Origin of the sequence: Massilia sp. DD77 (genome assembly GCF_036961685.1) — a bacterium.
GTDB lineage: Bacteria > Pseudomonadota > Gammaproteobacteria > Burkholderiales > Burkholderiaceae_D > Telluria.
Window position 1 is genome coordinate 15,490 of sequence record NZ_JBAMDH010000044.1, and the last position, 19,699, is coordinate 35,188.

Annotated in this window: 13 protein-coding genes, 2 tRNA genes and 1 pseudogene; 8 read left to right on the plus strand and 8 right to left on the minus strand. The window is 66.2% G+C overall.

Annotation, left to right across the window (positions count from 1 at the left end):
- The first annotated feature begins 40 nt into the window (after positions 1–40).
- Both V7778_RS21875 and V7778_RS21880 read left to right on the plus strand, forming a co-directional pair.
- Positions 41–2,203, plus strand: a complete 2,163-nt coding sequence (locus V7778_RS21875) for a DUF4214 domain-containing protein (RefSeq protein ID WP_335559152.1) — start codon at positions 41–43, stop codon at positions 2,201–2,203.
- A 52-nt stretch (positions 2,204–2,255) separates the two neighbouring features.
- Positions 2,256–2,459 (plus strand): SlyX family protein, encoded by a 204-nt coding sequence (locus V7778_RS21880; RefSeq protein ID WP_335559154.1) that lies wholly within the window; start codon positions 2,256–2,258, stop codon positions 2,457–2,459.
- Between the two features lie 4 nt (positions 2,460–2,463).
- Here the strand turns inward: V7778_RS21880 and V7778_RS21885 are convergent, their stop codons facing one another.
- A complete protein-coding gene (locus tag V7778_RS21885; RefSeq protein WP_335559156.1) occupies positions 2,464–3,750 on the minus strand; it encodes a GMC family oxidoreductase N-terminal domain-containing protein in 1,287 nt (428 codons plus the stop codon).
- A gap of 213 nt (positions 3,751–3,963) precedes the next feature.
- Between V7778_RS21885 and V7778_RS21890 the strand changes: the two genes are divergently transcribed.
- From V7778_RS21890 to V7778_RS21905, 4 genes are all read left to right on the plus strand, one after another.
- Entirely contained in the window at positions 3,964–6,093 is a 2,130-nt protein-coding gene (locus tag V7778_RS21890) for a M3 family metallopeptidase (RefSeq protein ID WP_335559159.1), read from the plus strand.
- Positions 6,094–6,189: 96 nt separating this feature from the next.
- Positions 6,190–8,322: a M3 family metallopeptidase gene (locus V7778_RS21895; protein WP_335559161.1), complete on the plus strand. Its 2,133-nt coding sequence runs from the start codon at positions 6,190–6,192 to the stop codon at positions 8,320–8,322.
- 217 nt (positions 8,323–8,539) lie between these two features.
- Positions 8,540–8,824, plus strand: coding sequence for a DUF4404 family protein (locus tag V7778_RS21900; RefSeq protein ID WP_335559164.1), 285 nt, complete (start codon positions 8,540–8,542; stop codon positions 8,822–8,824).
- 165 nt (positions 8,825–8,989) lie between these two features.
- Positions 8,990–11,206, plus strand: a complete 2,217-nt coding sequence (locus tag V7778_RS21905) for a YgiQ family radical SAM protein (RefSeq protein ID WP_335559178.1) — start codon at positions 8,990–8,992, stop codon at positions 11,204–11,206.
- 149 nt (positions 11,207–11,355) lie between these two features.
- Here the strand turns inward: V7778_RS21905 and V7778_RS21910 are convergent, their stop codons facing one another.
- The 5 genes from V7778_RS21910 to V7778_RS21930 form a co-directional block, all read right to left on the minus strand.
- Positions 11,356–12,567 (minus strand): YbdK family carboxylate-amine ligase, encoded by a 1,212-nt coding sequence (locus V7778_RS21910; protein ID WP_335559166.1) that lies wholly within the window; start codon positions 12,565–12,567, stop codon positions 11,356–11,358.
- Positions 12,564–13,772 (minus strand): cation:proton antiporter domain-containing protein, encoded by a 1,209-nt coding sequence (locus V7778_RS21915; protein ID WP_335559168.1) that lies wholly within the window; start codon positions 13,770–13,772, stop codon positions 12,564–12,566. Before V7778_RS21915 ends, V7778_RS21910 begins: the two co-directional genes overlap by 4 nt.
- Complete coding sequence (locus V7778_RS21920; RefSeq protein WP_335559170.1) at positions 13,765–14,796, minus strand: hypothetical protein; 1,032 nt, start codon at positions 14,794–14,796, stop codon at positions 13,765–13,767. Before V7778_RS21920 ends, V7778_RS21915 begins: the two co-directional genes overlap by 8 nt.
- Before the next feature lie 277 nt (positions 14,797–15,073).
- The gene (locus V7778_RS21925; protein WP_335559172.1) at positions 15,074–16,246 is read right to left on the minus strand and encodes an AI-2E family transporter; all 1,173 of its coding nucleotides are present in this window, start codon (positions 16,244–16,246) and stop codon (positions 15,074–15,076) included.
- The gene (locus tag V7778_RS21930) at positions 16,243–16,728 is read right to left on the minus strand and encodes a Crp/Fnr family transcriptional regulator (protein WP_335559173.1); all 486 of its coding nucleotides are present in this window, start codon (positions 16,726–16,728) and stop codon (positions 16,243–16,245) included. The genes V7778_RS21925 and V7778_RS21930 overlap by 4 nt, the downstream gene beginning before the upstream one ends.
- Positions 16,729–16,975: 247 nt before the next feature.
- On the opposite strand from V7778_RS21930, the gene V7778_RS21935 reads away from it, so the two are divergent.
- Positions 16,976–18,157, plus strand: a complete 1,182-nt coding sequence (locus V7778_RS21935; RefSeq protein WP_335559175.1) for a GGDEF domain-containing protein — start codon at positions 16,976–16,978, stop codon at positions 18,155–18,157.
- Between the two features lie 457 nt (positions 18,158–18,614).
- Here the strand turns inward: V7778_RS21935 and V7778_RS21940 are convergent.
- Positions 18,615–18,691: transfer RNA gene (locus tag V7778_RS21940), tRNA-Asp, on the minus strand.
- 40 nt (positions 18,692–18,731) lie between these two features.
- Positions 18,732–18,807: transfer RNA gene (locus tag V7778_RS21945), tRNA-Val, on the minus strand.
- Between the two features lie 550 nt (positions 18,808–19,357).
- Between V7778_RS21945 and V7778_RS21950 the strand changes: the two are divergent.
- Positions 19,358–19,699 (plus strand): annotated as a pseudogene (locus V7778_RS21950) (peptidase S8); the annotation flags it as partial.

Consider the following 19,699-nt stretch of genomic DNA (forward strand, 5'->3'; position numbering starts at 1 on the left):
CGTTAATAATTTGACGCGTCAACAATTAAAGTGAAATACGATGGCCACCGTTTCCGAAGTACTCAATACTCCCCTGTCCGGGATGACGCACATCGATGCCTTGCTGGACAAAGGACCCGACTGGAATTACCTGACGAGCAGTGCGAACGTCAATACCATTTACTACACCTTTTCCATCGCCTCGGGTAACGAAGAGGGCAGGAGCGGGCAGGAAGCCTTCTCGGCCACCCAGCAGACGGCGGCGCGCGGCGCCTTCGGCTACCTGCAGCAGCTGACCGGCATTTCCTTCGTCGAAACCGGTTCCGGCACCAGCGCCCAGATCCACCTCGCCAACGTCAACCTCGAGGACTCCCGCACGACCGGCTTGTGCAGCTGGAGCTCGCCCTACAGCTATACCGGCAACACGCTGAGCTCCTACGACGCCGATGCCTGGGTCTACCTCGACAATGCCGAATGGCGGGCCCAGAACCAGAGCCTGGCGCCGGGCGGCGACGGCTACGAGACCCTGCTGCACGAGCTGGGCCATGCGCTCGGCCTCAAGCATCCCTTCGAAGCGGAACCGGAGAACGGCGCCGTGCTGTCCGCTTCCGAAGACAACACCAGCAACACGCTGCTGTCCTATGACGCGGCGGGTGGGCCGTACTCGGCGTACAGCCCCTACGACATCGCCGCCCTGAACTGGCTGTATGGCGGCGACGGCTTGCGCGGCGCGCTCGGCATCAACAGCCTGAGCGGCGCCCGCTATCTGACCGGAACCAATCGCGCGGACACCCTGACGGGAACGCGTAACAACGACACCTTGCAGGGAAATGGAGGCAACGACATGATCGAAGGCGGGGAAGGGATGGACACCGTGGTGTTCAGTGGAGTGCGCAGCAACTACACGCTTGCGAACCAGGCCGATGGTTCGCTGCTGGCGACCAGCAGCGCCGAAGGCGCGGACACGCTGCGTTCGGTGGAGGTCCTGAAGTTCGCCGACATGACGGTGCAGCGTTCCGACCTGGTCGACACGACCGCCCCCGGCGCCCCGGTGTTCCGGGTCACGACCAACCAGAACAACTATGCGCGCGGCAGCAAGCCGGAGATGCAGGGCTCCGCTGAAGCGGGGTCGACCGTCAAGATCTTCGCCGGCGCCACCGAGATCGCCTCGGTCGTCGTCGATGCGACCGGCATCTGGAAAGTCGAATCGCGCGTCGCCTTCCCGGATGGCGTGAACTACAGCGTCACCGCGACCGCCACCGATGCCGCCGGCAACGTCTCCGCCGCCACTACCCCGGTCAGCTTCAACATCGACGCCACCCCGCCGGCCGTGCCGACCGCGAACGCGGCCCTGGCCGACGGCGGCAACCAGCCGGTGTTCAGCGGCGCCGGCGAGGCGGGCAGCGTGGTCCACCTGTACCGCGCCGGCGACTTCGTCGAGATCGGCAACGCGACCGTCGCAGCCGACGGCAAGTGGACGCTCAACTCGCCGCCGCTGCCGAACGGGGCCTACGAGGTGCGCTTCGCGGCGACCGATGTAGCCGGCAATGCGACCTCCGGCGCCCAGCCCTTCCTGATGACCATCGCGAATGCCGGCAACCAGAACGGCAGCGCCGGCAAGGACACCTTCACCATGGGCAGCGGCAGCACCGCGGTCGAGGGCCTCGGCGCCATCGACACCGCCGTGTTTGCCGGAACCAAGGCGAATCACACGATCACCAAGGCGACCTGGGGCTTCACCGTGCTCGACCGGACCGGCGCCGGCGGCACCGACACCCTGATCAACGTCGAGCGCGTCCAGTTCAGCGACGGCTGGAAGGCGATCGACATCGACGGCGCGGCCGGCGAGGTCTTCCGCCTCTACCAGGCGGTATTCGATCGCGCCCCGGATCTGGGCGGCATGGGCTACTGGCTGCACCGCATGGAAACCGGTTCGGACCTGATGCGGCTCGCGAACGAATTCATGAGCATCAAGGCGCCGGACGGCTCGATCGAGTTCGAGACCCTGTACGGCAAGAACCTGAGCAACCAGCAGTTCGTGACCGAGCTTTACGATAACGTCCTGAACCGCGCGCCGGATGCCGGCGGCCAGGCCTACTGGCTGGAACAGATCCAGCTGCACAGCCGGGCGCAAATCCTGATGGCCTTCAGCGAAAGCGCGGAAAACAAGGCCAACGTGATCGACCTGATCGCCCAGGGCATCGACTACGTTCCCTTCGGCTGACCTCCCCTCCGCGGCGAGGCTGGCATAATGCCGGTTTTGCCGCGGACGCCCCATGGACCACGAAGACCGTTTCGTCGATATCGAAATCAAGCTCGCCCACCAGGAAGACCTGGTGGAGACGCTGAACCAGACGATCTACCAGCAAAGCCGCCGCATCGACCAGCTCGAAGCCATGGTGGCCAAGCTCGCCGACCACCTCCGCACCCTGCAGGACGGGCGCCAGGCGCCGCTCAACGAGCGGCCTCCCCACTACTGATGCGCTAGCCCGCCGCCAGCCGGCTCCCGAGGCGCTTGCCCAGGGCCAGCAGGGTAAGGGTGGGCGGCAGGCCCCAGGGTTCCGGGATCACCGAGGCGTCGCACACGTACAGGCCGGGCGTGGCTGTTTGCAGGCCGGCGTCCACGCCCGCGCCGATGCGCACGCTGCCGCCCGGATGGGCCGCGAAATGCCAGCTGCTGAACACCTGGCGCGCGTCCGCCTGGCGCAGGATGGCGCGCGCCATCTCCGCGCCGCGGCGCAGCTTGTCCTTGTCGGCCGGCGCCAGGCGCTTGTCGGCCCAGCGCTGGCCGACCGCGCCGCCGATCTCGTCGCGGATCTTGACCATCACCGACAGGGTGCGCCGGTGCGCCAGCAGGCGGTCGAAGCGTCCCACCTGGGCCGCGAAGGCCTGGTACATCGGGCGCGGCAGGGTCAGGTCGGCCAGGGCGATCCCTTCTTCCGGCAAATGCAGGCCGGCCGCCATCGGCACCTCGGCGCCGCCATCGATGCCGTCGACGCTACCCATCACCGCCACCACCGGGTCGCTGAAGAAGGGCGCATGGCGCGGACCCAGTCCGGAGCGGTGCAGGATGCGCGGGCTGCCGATGCCGCCGCCGGCCAGCACCACCAGCGGCGCCCTGATCTCCTGCGCGCGGCCGCCGTGCACGAACTCCACGCCGCGCGCCCGGCCTTCATCCACCAGCACGCGCGTCACGCGGCTGCCAGGGGCCAGCACGGCGCCGTGGCGCTGGGCGTCCTCGACGAAGTCGCGCGCCGTCCACTTGGCGCCGAAGGGGCAGCCATAGACGCAGCGCCAGCAGCCGCTGCGGCAGGCTTCCGGCCGGATCATCTTGTCCAGCTTGCGCCAGGCGAAACCGGCCGCGCGCGCGGCCTCGCCGATGCGGGTCGCCATCGGGCCGACCAGGCTGTCGGGCAGGGGCGCCATCGGCAGCTCGGCGCGCAGGGCGTCGACGAAGGGATCGAGGTCGATGCCGTGGGCGGCGAACATGGCCGGCGGCGGCGGGGCCGCGGTGGCGAAGTTCACCGCCGTGCTGCCGCCCAGGGTGGCGCCGCCGACCAGCAGCGAGGCGTCGCGGTGCACGAAGGCGCCGCGGCCCGGCACCGCCGCCATCGCCGTCATCTGGGCCAGGGTGCCGGCCAGCGGCGCGGCGCCACCCTGTTCGAGGATCAGGACACGGCTGCCGGCGCGCGCCAGTTCGCGCGCCACGCTGGCGCCGCCCGGCCCGGTACCGACCACGATGGCGTCGAAAGTGTGCGAAGTAAAGTCCATGGAAGCGAAAGAAAGGGGAGCCCGGCGGATGCTACCACGGGCGCTATTTTCCCCGTCCATACGCGTCATTACGCCAGTAAATACAAGGCGTCCTTACAGGATGTATGCATACATTTTTTCATGTGACGACCTGCATATAAGCCTGCTATGATCTCCGCGCACAGCTGTCGAGCTTGCCCGGCAGCTCCTACCCTAGAGTCCGAGAAAGATCCCATGAACCGTCCACAACAGCTCATCCTGGCGGCCAGCATCGCACTGGCGGTTGCCGCGCCGTCGGCCACCGCGGCTGCCGCCCTCGAAGCCTCCAATCCGTTCGCCAAACAAAGCAGCCTGCCGCTGAATTACCCGGCCTTCGACAAGATCAAGGACGAGCATTTCCTGCCCGCCTATGCCGCCGGCATGCGCGAACAGCTGCGTGAAGTGGACCTGATCGCCAACAGCAAGGCCGCGCCGACGTTCGACAACACCATCGTCGCGATGGAACGCTCGGGCCAGCTGCTGGGCCGCGTGTCGGCCGTGTTCTCGAACCTGCAGACCGCCAACACCAACGATCGCCTGGACGCGGTCGACCGCGAGATGTCGCCCAAGCTGGCGGCGCATAACGATGCGATCTACCTGAATCCGAAGCTGTTCCAGCGCGTGAAGACCTTGCACGACAAGCGCGACAGCCTCAAGCTGGACGCCGAATCGAAGCACCTGCTCGAGCGCGTGTACAAGGAATTCGTGCGCGCCGGCGCCAACCTGCCAGAGGCCGACAAGCAGAAGCTCAAGGCCTATAACGGCGAGATCGCTTCGCTGCAGTCGGAGTTCTCGCAGCGCGTGCTGAAGGAAGCGAATGCGTCGGCCCTGATCGTGAACACCCGCGAGGAACTGGCCGGCATGTCCGACGCCGAAATCGCCGCCGCCGCCACGGAAGCGGAAAAGCGCGGCCAGAAGGGCAAGTTCGCGATCGCCATCGTCAATACCAGCAGCCAGCCCGCCCTGGCGACGCTCACCAACCGCGCCACCCGCGAACGCCTGATGGCGGCATCGCTGAACCGCGGCAGCCGCGGCGGCGAATTCGATGCGCGCGAGCTGGTGCTGCGCCTGGCCAAGCTGCGCGCCGAGCGTGCAGCGCTGCTGGGCTACCCGAACTACGCGGCTTATTCGCAGGAACTGGAAACCGCCAAGAACCCGGCCGCCGTCAACAAGCTGCTGGGCGAACTGGCCGGCCCGGCGGTCAACAATGCGAAGAAGGAGGCTGCCGAGATCCAGAAGGTGATCGACGCCGAGAAAGGCAACTTCCAGATCGCTTCCTGGGACTGGCCGATCTACCAGGACAAGGTGCGCGCCGCGAAATACAACTTCGACGAGAACCAGCTGCGTCCCTATTTTGAACTGAACCGCGTGCTGGTCGATGGCGTGTTCTTCGCCGCCACCAAGGAATTCGGCATCACCTTCAAGGAACGCAAGGACCTGCCGGTGTACGACCCGGACGTGCGCGTGTTCGACGTGTTCGATCACGACGGCAAGCAGCTGGCGATCTTCTTGTTCGACCCCTATGCACGCGGCAACAAGCAGGGCGGCGCCTGGATGAACGAATACGTGTCGCAGTCGCACCTGCTGAACCGCCGCCCGGTGGTGGGCAACCACCAGAACATCCCGAAGCCGCCCGCGGGCGAGCCGACCCTGCTGACCTACGACGAAGTGCGCACCATGTTCCACGAGTTCGGCCATGCGCTGCACGGCATGTTCTCGAACGTGAAATACCCGCATTTCTCGGGCACCAGCGTGCCGCGCGACTTCGTCGAGTACCCGTCGCAGGTCAACGAGATGTGGGCGATCTGGCCTGAAGTCCTGGCCAACTACGCCAAGCACCACAAGACCGGCGCGGCGATGCCGAAAGAGCTGCTGGACAAGGTGGTCGCCTCGAAGAAGTTCAACCAGGGCTACATGACGACCGAATACCTGGCCGCCTCGCTGATCGACCAGCGCTGGCACCAGCTGGCGCCGGGCCAGATCCCAACGGACGTCCTGGCTTTCGAAGCCAAGGCGCTGAAGGATGCCGGCGTGGACTTCGCGCCGGTGCCGCCGCGCTATCGCACGACCTATTTCTCGCACTCGATGAACGGCGGCTACTCGGCCGGCTACTACGCCTACCTGTGGAGCGAAAAGCTCGACGCCGACACCGTCGAGTGGTTCAAGCAGAACGGCGGCCTGTCGCGCAAGAACGGCGACCACTTCCGCAAGACCCTGCTGTCGCGCGGCGGCACCGCCGACGCCATGGACCTGTTCCGCAACTTCCGCGGCCGCGATCCGATCATCGAGCCGCTGCTCGAGCGCCGCGGCCTGACCGGCAACTAAGCGGCAACCAATCCCCCTTGCGCCGCCTGTTCCGCCGCCATGCGCGGCGGCGCGGACGGCGTGTTACTCCGCCGTACTCAAACACATAGAGACACCATGAACCGTCCACACATCCTGCTCGTCGCCGCCGCCGCCAGCGCCGCGGCGCTGGCCCCCGCCTGGGCCGCCCCGGCTTCGCAACTGGAAGCCTCGAATCCCTTCGCCAAGGAAAGCAGCCTGCCGTTCAACTACCCGGCATGGGACAAGATCCGCAACGAGCACTTCGCGCCGGCCTTCGCCGAAGGCATGCGCGTGGAAGCCCTCGAGGTCGAGGCGATCGCCAACAACAAGGCCGCGCCGACCTTCGACAACACCATCGTCGCCATGGAGCGCTCGGGCCGCCTGCTGGACCGCGTGAGCGCCGCCTTCGGCACCCTGTCGAGCTCCTACACCAACGACACCATCATCGCCTTGAGCCGCGATCTGGCCCCCAAGCTGGCCGCCCACGGCGATGCGATCCGCCTGAATCCGAAGCTCTACCAGCGCATCAAGTCCCTGTACGACAAGCGCGACAGCCTGAAGCTGGACGCCGAGTCGAAGTACCTGCTCGAGCGCTACCACACCGACTTCGTGCGCGCCGGCGCCAAGCTGTCCGACGCCGACAAGGTCAAGCTGAAGGACTACAACAGCCAGCTGGCCGCCCTGCAGACCCAGTTCGCCAAGAACACGCTGAAGGAAGCCAACGCCTCGGCCCTGGTGGTCGACACCCGCGCCGAACTGGCCGGCCTGTCGGACAAGGCGATCGACGCCGCCGCCGCCGAAGGCAAGAAGCGTGGCCTGGAAGGCAAATTCGTGATCCCGGTGGTGAACACCTCGCAGCAGGCCGGCCTGTCGGTGCTGACCAACCGCGCCACCCGCGAGAAGCTGCTGGCAGCCTCGCTGGCGCGCGGCAGCCGCGGCGGCGAATTCGACACCCGCGACATCGTGCTGAAGATCGCCAAGCTGCGCGCCGAACGCGCCGTGCTGCTGGGCTATCCGAACCACGCGGCCTACAACCTGGAAGACCAGACCGCCAAGTCCACCAAGGCCGTCAACAGCCTGCTGGCGGAATTCGCCAAGCCGGCCGTGAACAACGCGAAGAAGGAAGCTGCAGAGATCCAGAAAGTGATCGACGCGGAGAAAGGTGGCTTCCAGGCCGCCGCCCACGACTGGGGCTACTACAGCGACAAGGTGCGCGCCGAGCGCTACGCCTTCGACGCCGCCCAGCTCAAGCCTTATTTCGAGCTGAACCGCGTGCTGGTCGACGGCGTGTTCTTCGCCGCCAACAAGGAATTCGGCATCAGCTTCAAGGAGCGCAAGGACCTGCCGGCCTATAACGAGGACGTGCGCGTGTTCGACGTCTTCGACACCGACGGCAAGCAGCTGGCGATCTTCACCTTCGATCCGTACGCGCGCTCGAACAAGCGCGGCGGCGCCTGGGCCAACGCCTGGGTGGGCCAGAGCAGCCTGCTGGGCACCAAGCCGGTCATCGCCAACAACCTGAACGTGGCCAAGCCTGCCGCGGACGAGCCGACCCTGCTGACCTACGACGAAGTGCGCACCACCTTCCACGAATTCGGCCACGCCCTGCACGGCATGTTCTCGAACGTGAAGTACCCGCGCTTCTCGGGCTCGCGCGTGCCGCGCGACTACGTCGAGTTCCCGTCGCAGGTGAACGAGATGTGGATGGCCTGGCCGGAGGTCCTCTCCAACTACGCCAGGCACTACCAGACCGGCGAGCCGATGCCGAAAGAGCTGCTGGACAAGGTGCAAGCCTCGCAGCAGTTCAACGAAGGCTTCCGCACCACCGAGTACCTGGCGGCCGCGCTGCTGGACCAGGCCTGGCACCAGCTGTCGCCGAACCAGATCCCGGCCGACGTGCTGGTCTTCGAGGCTGAAGCGCTGAAGAAGGCGGGTGTCGACTTCGCCCTGGTGCCGCCGCGCTACCGCAGCGCCTACTTCTCGCACACCTTCTCGGGCGGCTACTCGGCCGGCTATTACGGCTACCTGTGGGCCGAGAAGCTGGACGCGGACACCGTCAACTGGTTCAAGGAAAACGGCGGCCTGACCCGCAAGAACGGCGACCACTTCCGCAAGACCCTGCTGTCGCGCGGCGGCACGCTGGATGCGATGCAGATGTACCGCAACTTCAGCGGGCGCGATGCGAAGGTGGAGCCGCTGCTGGAGCGTCGTGGGTTGATGGCCAAGTAAGGCGTTCGTAGTCTGCTGGCAAACTTGGGTCCTCGCCTGCGCGAGGATGACGTGCTAAATGTGCGGGCTAAAGTGTTGTCCGCGTAGCAATGCACCGTAAAACAACGTCATCCCCGCGCAGGCGGGGACCCATGTTTCTTTGCGCACCGTTACAGCCGTGTTCAACCCCATCCCCACCTTGCCGTAAAATGCAATCGTGCTCACCACGGAGGACACGATGCAAACCGACAACGACGATAACCTGAAAGCGCACCTGCGCACCCTGCACCGTCACCTGCAGGAGACCGCCGACGTCGACCCGGAACTCGAAACCCTGCTGCGCCAGCTCGACGGCGACATCGAAAAGGTGCTCGACCGCCGCGCCGAACAGGAATTCGACAACAACACCTTCGGCCTGTCTTCGCGCACCCAGGAACTGGCCGCCCGCTTCAACGTCCGCCATCCCAAGGTCGCCACCGGCCTGCGCGAGCTCGGCAATATCTTGTCGAACATGGGCATCTGATGCATAGAAGCACCACAAGTCATTGATAGTTAAGCCATTTTCCGGGGCGGGAGACGCTCCGGGAACGGTTTTCCGGTAAAATACCGGCCAATGAACTCCCCAGCCAATCTCTTCGCGAGCGTTCCCAAGCGCTCCAGCCGCGCTCCCGCCGCGCCTTTCCTCCCGATGTCCCGCGCAGAAATGGACAAGCTCGGGTGGGATTCGTGCGACATCATCCTGATCACGGGCGACGCCTATATCGACCACCCGAGCTTCGGGATGGCGCTGGTCGGCCGCCTGCTGGAAGCGCAGGGCTACCGCGTGGGCATCATCAGCCAGCCGGACTGGACCTCGGTCGAGCCCTTCCGCGCGCTGGGCAAGCCGAATCTGTACTGGGGCGTTACCGCCGGCAACATGGACTCGATGGTCAACCGCTACACGGCTGACCGCAAGATCCGTTCCGACGACGCCTATACCCCGAACGCCGAGCCGAACAAGCGTCCCGACCGCGCCGTGACCGTGTACTGCCAGCGCGCCCGCGAAGCCTTCCCCGGCGTGCCGGTGATCGCCGGCAGCATCGAGGCCTCGCTGCGCCGCATCGCCCACTACGACTACTGGTCGGACAAGGTGCGCCGCTCGGTGCTGTTCGAATCGAAGGCCGACCTGCTCATCTTCGGCAACGCCGAACGCGCACTGGTCGACCTCACGCGCCGCCTGGCCGCGGGCGAGAACATCAAGGACATCCGCGACCTGCGCGGCACCGCCTTCCTGGTGCCGCATGGCTGGCTGCCGGACGCCGAGTGGAGCGTGCATAACTCGACCCGCGTGGACGTGCCGGGCCGCATCGACGCGCACCCGAACCCCTATGCGATGGCCCAGGAAGACACCACCGCCTGCGCCACCGAGAACGCCAAGCCCGAGCCGGAGATCAAGCCGGTGGTGATCATGACGCGCGAGGAGCGCCAGGCCGCCGCCCGCGAGAAGGCGCGCAAGACCGTGGTGCGCTTGCCGTCTTTCGAGACCGTGAGCGAAGACCCGGTGATGTACGCCCACACCTCGCGCGTGTTCCACCTGGAGTCGAATCCCGGCAACGCGCGCGCGCTGGTACAGCAGCACGGCGACCGCGATGTGTGGCTGAACGCGCCGCCGCTGCCACTGGCCATGGACGAGATGGACAACGTCTACGACCTGCCCTACGCGCGCGCGCCGCACCCGAGCTACGGCAAGGCCCACATCCCGGCCTGGGAAATGATCCGCTACTCGGTCAACATCATGCGCGGCTGTTTCGGCGGCTGCACCTTCTGCTCGATCACCGAGCACGAAGGCCGCATCATCCAAAGCCGCTCCGAGCCCTCGATCCTGCGCGAGATCGAACTGATCCGCGACACCACCAAGAACTTCGCCGGGACGATCACCGACCTGGGCGGCCCGACCGCGAACATGTACCGCCTGGCCTGCAAGGACAAGAAGATCGAGGAATCCTGCCGCCGCCTGTCCTGCGTCTACCCGACCATCTGCAGTAATCTCGGGACCGACCACAGCAAGCTGATCTCGCTGTACCGCAAGGCGCGCGCCATCCCGGGCATCAAGAAGATCCTGATCGGCTCGGGCCTGCGCTACGACCTGGCGGTGCGCTCGCCCGAATACGTCAAGGAACTGGTGACCCACCACGTGGGCGGCCTGCTGAAGATCGCGCCCGAACACACCGAGCAGGGCACCCTGTCGAAGATGATGAAGCCGGGCATCGGCGCCTACGACGAGTTCAAGCGCCTGTTCGACAAGTACTCGATCGAAGCGGGCAAGAAGCAGTACCTGATCCCCTATTTCATCGCCGCCCACCCGGGTTGCACCGACGAGGACATGCTGAACCTGGCGCTGTGGCTGAAGAAGAACAACTTCAAGCTCGACCAGGTACAGACCTTCACGCCGACCCCGATGGCGATGGCGACCACGATGTACCACTCGCGCAAGAACCCGCTGGCCAAGGTCACCGAGGACTCGGAAGTCGTCGAGACGGCGAAGAGCGGCAAGACGCGCAAGCTGCACAAGGCATTCCTGCGCTACTACGATCCGGAGAACTGGACTATCCTGCGCGACGCCCTGAAGCGCATGGGCCGTTCAGACCTGATCGGCACCGGCGAGCGCCACCTGATCCCGCCGGCCGGCGCCGAGTTCGCGCCCGAGCACAGCGTCGTGCGCGACCGCAAGCGCATGCCGGGCGCGCCGATGACCGAGCGCGAAGTGGGCAAGCGCGGGCCGGACAGCGGTCGCCGCACGGGAGGACGCGACAAGGTGCAGGTGCGCGTCGAGCGGGCGCCCGCGGCGGTGGTTGCCGCTTCGTCCAAGTCCAAGCCGTCGATCCTGTCGACGATCAAGTCCAAGCCCAAGGCCGGACGTAAATAAGCTGCAATATGCACGTCGTCCCCGCGAAGGCGGGGATCCAGGTTCTGCACGCGCTGTCGAAACGCTGGCAAAATTGGACCCCGCCTTCGCGGGGGAGTCGTAGGCGCCAGTGACGCGTTCGACGGTGTTTACACGTTACGTTTCTCGTTTTAGCGCGGATCGCCGTCCTCGAACAACTCACTGGCCATCCGCGCCAGGTCGTTCATGCCGCCACCCGCATCCAGGTGGGCGCGCAGCCAGCCCGCCTGGCCGCCATCCTTCATCAACTGCTCGATCACTTCGCAGGCCTTGCCGAAGCCCGGATCCTGCGAGCGTTTGGCCAGGCGCGCCAGGTCGGCGCGCACCGCGTCGGCGATCGGCACCGCCGTATCGGTTTCCGGATCGATGTACTCGCCCCCCACGCCGTCGCGCGCCGCGATGAAGCGGTTCCAGGTGTAGAGTTCTCGGCTGGCGTTCGCGGGCCACTGGCCGGGCTGGTCGGCGAACTCCAGGCACAGCTCGCGCGCATAGCAGGCCAGGGCCGCCGCGTAGATCGGCTTGAGCGGCGTGTCCAGCACGCGCAGTTCGATGGTGCCGTATTCCGGCTTGGGCCGCACGTCCCAGTAGAAGTCCTTGATGCTCTTGACGATGCCGTGCGCCGCGAGGCGGTCGAAGTGCTCGCGGAAGTCTTGCCAGCTGCGGATGTGCTCGGGCTGGATGCCGCTCATCGGGAAGGCGCTCACCACATTGCTGCGCGAGCTGCAAAAGCCCGAGTTCTCGCCCTGCCAGCAGGGCGAATTGCTGGATAGCGCGATGAACAGGGGCGCGCGCTGGGTCAGCCAGGCGCACAGCCGGGTCGCCTCGTCGGCGCTGCCGGCGCCGATGTGCACGTGCATGCCGAACACGGTGAACAGCTTGGCCAGGTAGCCGAACTTGCGCTCGGAGGCGAAATAGCGTTCCTTCGGGTAGATGCGCTGCTCGTTCCACTTCTGGAAAGGATGCGCCCCGCCGCCCGAGATCGAGGCGCCGACCTCGAAGGCCGCGCGCTGCACTGTGCTGCGGATGTGTTCCAGCTGCCCCGCCGCTTCGTCGAAGGATGTCAGGATCGAGGTCGCCACTTCCAGCATCGAGGTGGTGATCTCCGGCGTGTGAACCCAGGGTTTGTCGTGCTTGTCCAGCAGGCGCAGGATGTCCGGCGCGGCCGGGAACAGGTCGAAGGTCAGGCGGTCGAGCACCATCAGTTCGAGTTCGATGCCCATGGTGCCCAGGGTCGAGGGCTTGAAGTCGGGCAGGAAGGCGGGGCCTTGTCCAGAGACCGCCTGCGCCTGTTCGTCACCCGGGACCGCGCCGATCGCTTCTTCGTTGATCAAGAGTCCGCTCATTGTGCGCCTCCTCGGTAGGTTTCGCCTGCCAGGCGCAGGCCCAGCCAGGTCAGGCCAGGCGCCAGCAGCACGTTCAGCGCCAGCAGGATGTTCATGACGGCGGTCGACGCGGGGTCCAGGCCGGTGTAGGCGTTCAGCGAGTTGTCGACCACCAGCCCGCCGTAGCTCACCAGCGAGCACATCGACAAGGTCATCGCATGCTTCTTGCGTTCGCTCCAGGCGGTCGCCGGCCACAGCGCCAGGCGCGTGGCGGCGATGCGCACCGCGAACACCACGCAGGCCGAGACCCAGACCCAGCCTTCCAGCGCCAGGCGCAGGTCGACCAGGGCGGCCGACATCAGGAACAGCAGCACATAGCCGATGTCCTGGGCCGTCTTGAGCTGGGCCTGGAACACGTTGTCGCGCTTTTCCGCGTTGCGCAGCAGGACGCCCATCAGCAGCAGCGAGAGCAGGGCGCTGGCGGCCGAGATCGAGCACAGGCCGAGGTCGATCAGCAGCGCGGCCAGCAGCATGCCGGGCCGCATGGTGGCCGGTACCTTGCACAGGCGGGTGGCGAGCGCATACACGCCGTAGGAGATGGCGGCGATCACCGCGCCCAGCACCAGCTTGCCGCCCTGGCGCACCAGTTCTTCCCAGAAGCCGGCCGTGGCGTCGACGCCGTGGCTGCGGGTCCATGCCAGGGTGACGCCCAGGGCCAGCAGGGCCACCAGGTTGCTGACGCCGACCATGTTGTTGGTGGCGAAGGTGCTGGTGCCGCTGGCGTTTTCGTCCGCCACCATGGAGCTGACGATCACGGGATTCACGGCGATCAGGATCGAGCCGATGAAGATGGCGGCGCTCCAGGGCAGGCCGAGCAGGGCCAGGATGACGGCGCTCGCGGCGCCGCGCAGGATGGTCGCCAGCAGCAGGGTCACGCCTTGGCGGCCGCTGCGCAGCAGCCAAGCCAGGTCCATCTTGCGGCCGACCTCGAACAGCACCAGGGCGGCGGCGGCGTTGAGCAGTTCCTGGAACTGGGTCAGCAGGGCGCGATCGATCATGTCCAGGCCGGTGGCGCCCAGCAGCAGGCCGGCGATCACGGCGCCGTACAGCTTGGGCACATTGAAGCGCTGCAGCAGCAGGCCGAGCACCAGCGCCAGCATCAGGCCGGCGCCCAGCACGGCCAGCGGCGACAGCAGCCAGATCGAGGTCGACAGTTCGTCACTCATGGAGGGCCTCCCAGGCGTGTGCCAGCGCGTTCAGTTCGCGCTCGATCAGCGCGGCGCGCTGCTTGGTCAGTTCCTGCGCGCGCGCGCTGCTGCCTGCGGGCACGCTGCTGACGAGGTGAGCGCGCACGATGCCGCCGTCCTTGGGCAGGGGGATCCACAAGCGGCCCTGCACGGCATTGGCTTCCTTCCACACGGCGACGAACTTGGCGCCGGTGCGGGCGCCGGCCACGCCGGGTTCGAGCAGGGTGAAGGGCTGCAGCCATTCGGCGTTCGGGAAGCGGCGCGCCAGCTGCACCTGCATGGCGCTGCGCTGCTCCTGGCGCGCGTCGTCGCGCGAATGCGGCAGGTGCAGGCGTGCCTGGGTGTTGACGGCGGTCTGCAGGCTCAGGCAGGCGCCATCTTCCAGCCAGCGCCAGGTGCTGCCGTCGAGCGCGCGCGGCTTGTCCTTCGACGCGGCCAGCCAGGCCTGCAGCAGGGGCGACGGCGTCGCCAGCTTGCCGGCGTCGAGTGCACGCACGGCGCCGGCGATCTCGTTCCAGTGCGCGGCTTGCCAGGCGCGGGTAGCGGCCTTGCTCGAGGGTTCCCAGCGCCACAGCACGGCGGACCACTGGCCGTCGGGGTTGCGCCAGACGGCGGCGGCCTGCTGCAGGCCCGCATTGCCCGCATTGGTCAGCAAGGCCTGGCCGGTGGCCGCGTTGTTCCATGGCGGGACCGCGCTCGTGACCGAGCGCGCCAGCTGGTGCCAGGCGAGGGCGGAGGGCGGCAGGCAGGCGTTGGCCGCGGCCGGCGCCGGGACCGTGGCCCAGTACAGCATTTCAAGGTGTGCGCTCCAGGCGCAGCGGCGCAGGCTGGGTTGGCCCAGCCCGGACAGGGCGGGGGCGGCGGGGGCGGCGCACTCGCGCGGATAGGAGCCGCTCAGGGCCTTGAAGTCGGCGGCGGCAGGGACGGCTTGCTTGTCCGCGGCTTGCTTGTTCACACCTGCATGGGCCAGGGGAAGCGCCAGCGCGCCGGCTAGCAGGAGCATCCTGGCGGGGCGGTGTAAGAGCGTGGCTGGTCGTGGAATCATTCGATGTCGGTCCCGGGCGAACCCGGCCTGTGCTGATCGGGAAGCTGGTCTGCGCCAGCCTTGACGGGCGATGCGCCACGGTCGCGCGGGCGCATCGATGGAAGGATCAGGCGGTGGCTGGAGAATGCCTACCGGTCGCCCGGAGAGCGACGATCCGGCACAAGTATAAGCCAATATTCCATTTGCTCAAATGGTCATATACTTCATGTATTTACGAGGGTGGCTTGTTTGGCTACTACTTGACCGTCTGTTGGGCATTCGGCGTCGGCGCCCCGCGCCGCTCGCGTGCGATGTCGAGGTCGACACTGGCCTGGCGCGTGCGCAGCGCCCGCGCATAGCGGTGCCGCGCGCGCAGGCGCGGGTTGGTGACCAGCCGTCCCAGCGTTTCGCCGATCACCATGACCACGCCCAGCAGGGGCAGCACCAGCATCAGCCCCGCCACGCCGGCCAGCGCGCCGCCCACGAAGATCATCAGCACCGTCACCAGGGGATGCACGCGCAGGCTGCGCCCGAGCGTGAGCGGCATGAACACGAAGTCGTCCAGCAGGCGCACCAGCACGAACACGCCGATCGCGCCGTAAGCCACGAAGGGATTGCTGGGCGCGTCGGTCGAGGCCACGATCACCACCAGCACGCAACCGGCCACCGAGCCGACGAAGGGCACCCAGGCCAGCACCGCCGAGATCAGGCCCAGCAGCAGGGGTGAGGACACGCCGATGGTCCACAGGCCCAGCGCCAGCACCGCGGTGTCGAGCACGGTGAGCTTCAGCAGGCCCTCGAAGTAGCGGCGCGCGGTCTGGTCGACCTCGTGCAGCAGGTAGAGCGCGCGTTCGAAATAGGCGTTCGGCACGGCGCGCGCCAGGAAGCGCTTGAAGCGCAGGCCGTCGCGCAGGAAGAAGAAGGTGAGGAAGGGCGCCAGCAGCAGCGACGGAACCCAGGTCGCCACGCCCACCAGGATCTCGCCCAAGTGCTCCTGCGCGAAGTTGTCGGTGTAGGTGCGGAAGGCATTGTTGACGCTCGAGGTCAGGTGCATTTCGGCCAGCACCGGGAAGCGTGCTTCCAGCAGGGTCATCGTGTTGTGGACGAAGGCCACCCCGCCGTCGAGGTAGAGGCCGACGGTCTTTTCCCACGAGTCTTCTTCCGGGCCCTCGCTCCAGGTCAGCGCGGCGGTCATGGCCAGCGAGGCGAGCGCGAAGAACAGCAGGCAGACCCAGAGGGCGGCGGCGTTGCGGCCGTAGCCCGCGCGCACCATGCGCTGCATCGGCCCGAGCAGGATGTAGTACAGCACGGTGCCGAAGATGAAGGGCAGGGCCAGCCACAGCAGCTGCTTGACGACCAGCAGCAGCAGGCAGGTGGCCGCGATGATGCCGGTCCAGACCACTGGACCGGCGCGCTCCCCGCTGTTCATAGCGCTTCCAGCTGCGGCCGTCCAGTGCCCATCCATTCGCGCAGGCGGCGGCCGATATGGCGCGCCAGCGCCAGCGAGATCTTGTAGCCGATCACGGCGTCGGTTTCCATCAGGCCGAGGAAGTCGGCGCGGAAGAAGACCGCCATCTCGCAGGGTTCGATGGCGCGTGCCTGGGCATTGCGCGGCGTGTTGTCGAGCAGGGCCAGGTCGCCGAAGAAGCCGCCCGGCTCCAGCTCGGCCACCACCTGGGTCGTGCCTTCGTGCAGGCGGCTGATGCGCACCCGGCCGCTCATCAGGAGGTAGAGCCCCTGGCCTTCCTCACCCTCGTCGAAGATGATCTCGTCCTTCAGGTAGCGGCGCTCGTGCAGCAGGCCGTCGACGATCTTCAGTTCCAGCGGCGTCAGCGTGCTGAACAGAGCCGAGTTCTTCAGGCGGTGCAGGCGCGGCGACATCTGTGGTGGCTTGAGGAAACCGAAAATCACGATCGCTCCAGTGCGTTCAAGAATGAATGTTGTCTGTTGATTATCCTCTAACGGCTGCTGCCGTGCATCAAAAAAGCGGTGACGGCGGAGCAGGCTGTCGCAGCTTGTCCAAAAGACTTCAAACGTGCGCGCCAGCAGCGTCGAAAACGTGTACCATAATTCTTTTGGGAAACATATGTTATATGGGTAACATCAATGTGCGCAGCACTACCTGCCTGATGCCGGGGCGTGGCCTGTAAGGACGACAGTGATCGACACGCATACTTTTCTCCTTGCCCTCGGCATCGGCAACGTCGCCTTCGCCGTGCTGATGGCGGGTTATACCTGGGGCGGCAAGCCCAATCCGGGGCTGCGCCTGTGGATGTGGGCGCGCATCGGCATGGGGCTGAGCCAGCTGCTGGGCTGGATGCGGCCCCAGGGGCTGGCGCTGCCGCCCGGGATCGAGGGCGTCGGCTGGATCATGGCGGTGTCGGCCGAAGTGGCCGCCTACTGCCTGTTCTTCGGCTTCACGCGCTGGGGCCGGCTGCTGCTGCCGATCACCGCACTGTCGTCGGCGGTGGTGCTGGCCGCCGGCACCATGGGCGCCAGCCACGGGCAGCTGGGCACCCTGGTCGCCGGCGTGGTGGCGCTGTTCGCCGCCGTCATGGCCTGGATCCTGCTGCGCCCGCGCCGCTTCAGCACGCGCTTCGCCGCAGGGCTGCGCAGCGCCTCGCCGCTGCAGCTCATCATCGGCGTCAACGATGCGCTGTTCGCGCTGGCCGTGGCCTGGTCGGCGCTCGGCGGCATCACCGGCGACGCGCCCTTCGGCCAGGGCGCCTCCCACGAATTCGCCTACCTGATGGGCTACCTCTTGATGATCGTGAACGGCTTTGGCTTCCTGCTGCTGTGCAAGCAAAAGGACGATGCCGAGATGACGCGCCTGGCCACCACCGACTTCCTCACCGGCCTGCCCAACCGCCATGCCTTCCTCGAACGCGCCGAGCAGGCGCGCCTGGCGGCCCAGCGCCAGCGGCGCCCGCTGGCGCTCCTGATGATCGACATCGACCACTTCAAGCAGCTCAACGACCGCTGGGGCCATGCCAGCGGCGACGAGGCGCTGGTGGTGTTCGCCCGCACCGCGCGCGCCGTGCTGCGCGAGCACGAGACCATTGGCCGCCTTGGCGGCGAGGAGTTCGCGCTGATGATGCCGGGGACCGGCCTGGAAGGCGCCGTGCAGGCCGCCCAGCGCCTGCGCCTGGCGGTGCGTGAGGCGACCGTGATCACCAGCGGGCCTTCGTACACGATGACGGTGAGTATCGGGGTGGTGGTGCTGGATCCGAACGAGGACCTGAGCGCGGCGCTGGCGCGTGCCGACCATGCCTTGTATGCGGCCAAGCGCGATGGACGGGATCGGGTGGAGATCGGCCAGCCGGAATTGCGCCGCGCGTGAATTAACGTAGGGTTGGCGGCACCGATGTCGCGCCGGATGATCTTGCGGATAACGATCACCGCGTCGGCGGCGAAGCCGCCAACCCTACGCTGCAAACGGAAACGGAAAAGGAAAAAGGTCTGCCGAAGCAGACCTTTTTCCTTTGATGCTGGCGGAGCGGACGGGGCTCGCCCACCTGCCGCGGGCCGCGGATTCCCTTGCAGGGGAATCCCTTCTCGCCCCAATCCGTGTCTCCCGCAGGGGAGACACTCCTGCGCGGAAAAGAAAAAAGGTCTGCCGAAGCAGACCTTTTTCCTTTGATGCTGGCGGAGCGGACGGGGCTCGCCCACGTGCCGCGGGCCGCGGATTCCCTTGCAGGGGAATCCCTTCTCGCTCCAATCCGTGTCTCCCGCAGGGGAGACACTCCTGCGCGGAAAAGAAAAAAGGTCTGCCGAAGCAGACCTTTTTCCTTTGATGCTGGCGGAGCGGACGGGGCTCGAACCCGCGACCCCCGGCGTGACAGGCCGGTATTCTAACCAACTGAACTACCGCTCCGTTTTACTTTGATCATTACTTCGATCAACCATCTGATGCGTGGTGGGCGCTGAGAGGCTCGAACTCCCGACCTAATCCTTGTAAGGGATCCGCTCTACCAACTGAGCTAAGCGCCCGTTTTCTTTATCAGAGGTTTCTGTCTGACGTTTGTCATCACGTCCGAAGAGGCCCGAATTATAGAGGCTGGGATTCGGGGTGCGCAAGGGTTTTTCAAAAATATTTCAAAAACACGCATTTCGTACTTTTGCGCCCCTCTGCGCGCCTGCAGCAGTGGAAGCGGCATGGCGGATATTTACTTGCCGTACGGCACGCCGCAATGCGCAAGACCGCGCAAGCACGCGGCCTTACCTGTGTCTTCTGCAACCAAAAGTCTGGTTTGAACATTTATCGGGAATCAGCTTTTCCATGCAATCGACGTATGCGATACGGGCAAAACGGGCATTAGAAATTTTGCGTTGTCACTTAATGACCGAATGAACAATGTTTCTTAAAAAGACGCCCGTGCAACTGTTGTAAATACAACTCATTGCGAAGGAATTTCCATGTGTCAGCTCTTCCTTTCGCGCTACGCTGGCTTCGCCGCTTCAGACGGCACGGCCTCGGCCGGTAACAGCAACGATACAGGCGAGCAATCGCTTGACGGAAAACCAAACATAAGGAAGAAGCATGAAGCACTCGCATTCGATTCATCCGGCAATGTTGAAACTCTGCGCAGCGGTCTCGCTGGCAGTCGCCTCGGTTTCGGCCGTGGCAGGTGTTGGCAACGGCATCCAGATCCAGGCCAAGGCGCCTGGCCTGATGGAAACCGACCGCATCATCGTGAAGTACAAGGACGCGGCGCCGGCCGCCAAGGGCATGGCCCGCGCCGCCGCCGTGACCGGCGACCGCAAGGCCAGGCTGGACCGTGCAGGCCAGCAGTTCGGCATGACCGTGCGCGAAAGCCACGTCATCTCGACCGGCGCCCAGGTGTTCAAGCTGAACGGCAAGCGCCGCCTGAACGACGTGCGG

Excerpts from the sequence above, each read along its gene's own strand:
- V7778_RS21875 (WP_335559152.1), top strand. The coding sequence starts at position 41 with ATGGCCACCGTTTCCGAAGTACTCAATACTCCCCTGTCCGGGATGACG.
- V7778_RS21880 (WP_335559154.1), top strand. The coding sequence starts at position 2,256 with ATGGACCACGAAGACCGTTTCGTCGATATCGAAATCAAGCTCGCCCAC.
- V7778_RS21885 (WP_335559156.1), bottom strand. The coding sequence starts at position 3,750 with ATGGACTTTACTTCGCACACTTTCGACGCCATCGTGGTCGGTACCGGG.
- V7778_RS21890 (WP_335559159.1), top strand. The coding sequence starts at position 3,964 with ATGAACCGTCCACAACAGCTCATCCTGGCGGCCAGCATCGCACTGGCG.
- V7778_RS21895 (WP_335559161.1), top strand. The coding sequence starts at position 6,190 with ATGAACCGTCCACACATCCTGCTCGTCGCCGCCGCCGCCAGCGCCGCG.
- V7778_RS21900 (WP_335559164.1), top strand. The coding sequence starts at position 8,540 with ATGCAAACCGACAACGACGATAACCTGAAAGCGCACCTGCGCACCCTG.
- V7778_RS21905 (WP_335559178.1), top strand. The coding sequence starts at position 8,990 with ATGTCCCGCGCAGAAATGGACAAGCTCGGGTGGGATTCGTGCGACATC.
- V7778_RS21910 (WP_335559166.1), bottom strand. The coding sequence starts at position 12,567 with ATGAGCGGACTCTTGATCAACGAAGAAGCGATCGGCGCGGTCCCGGGT.
- V7778_RS21915 (WP_335559168.1), bottom strand. The coding sequence starts at position 13,772 with ATGAGTGACGAACTGTCGACCTCGATCTGGCTGCTGTCGCCGCTGGCC.
- V7778_RS21920 (WP_335559170.1), bottom strand. The coding sequence starts at position 14,796 with ATGCTCCTGCTAGCCGGCGCGCTGGCGCTTCCCCTGGCCCATGCAGGT.
- V7778_RS21925 (WP_335559172.1), bottom strand. The coding sequence starts at position 16,246 with ATGAACAGCGGGGAGCGCGCCGGTCCAGTGGTCTGGACCGGCATCATC.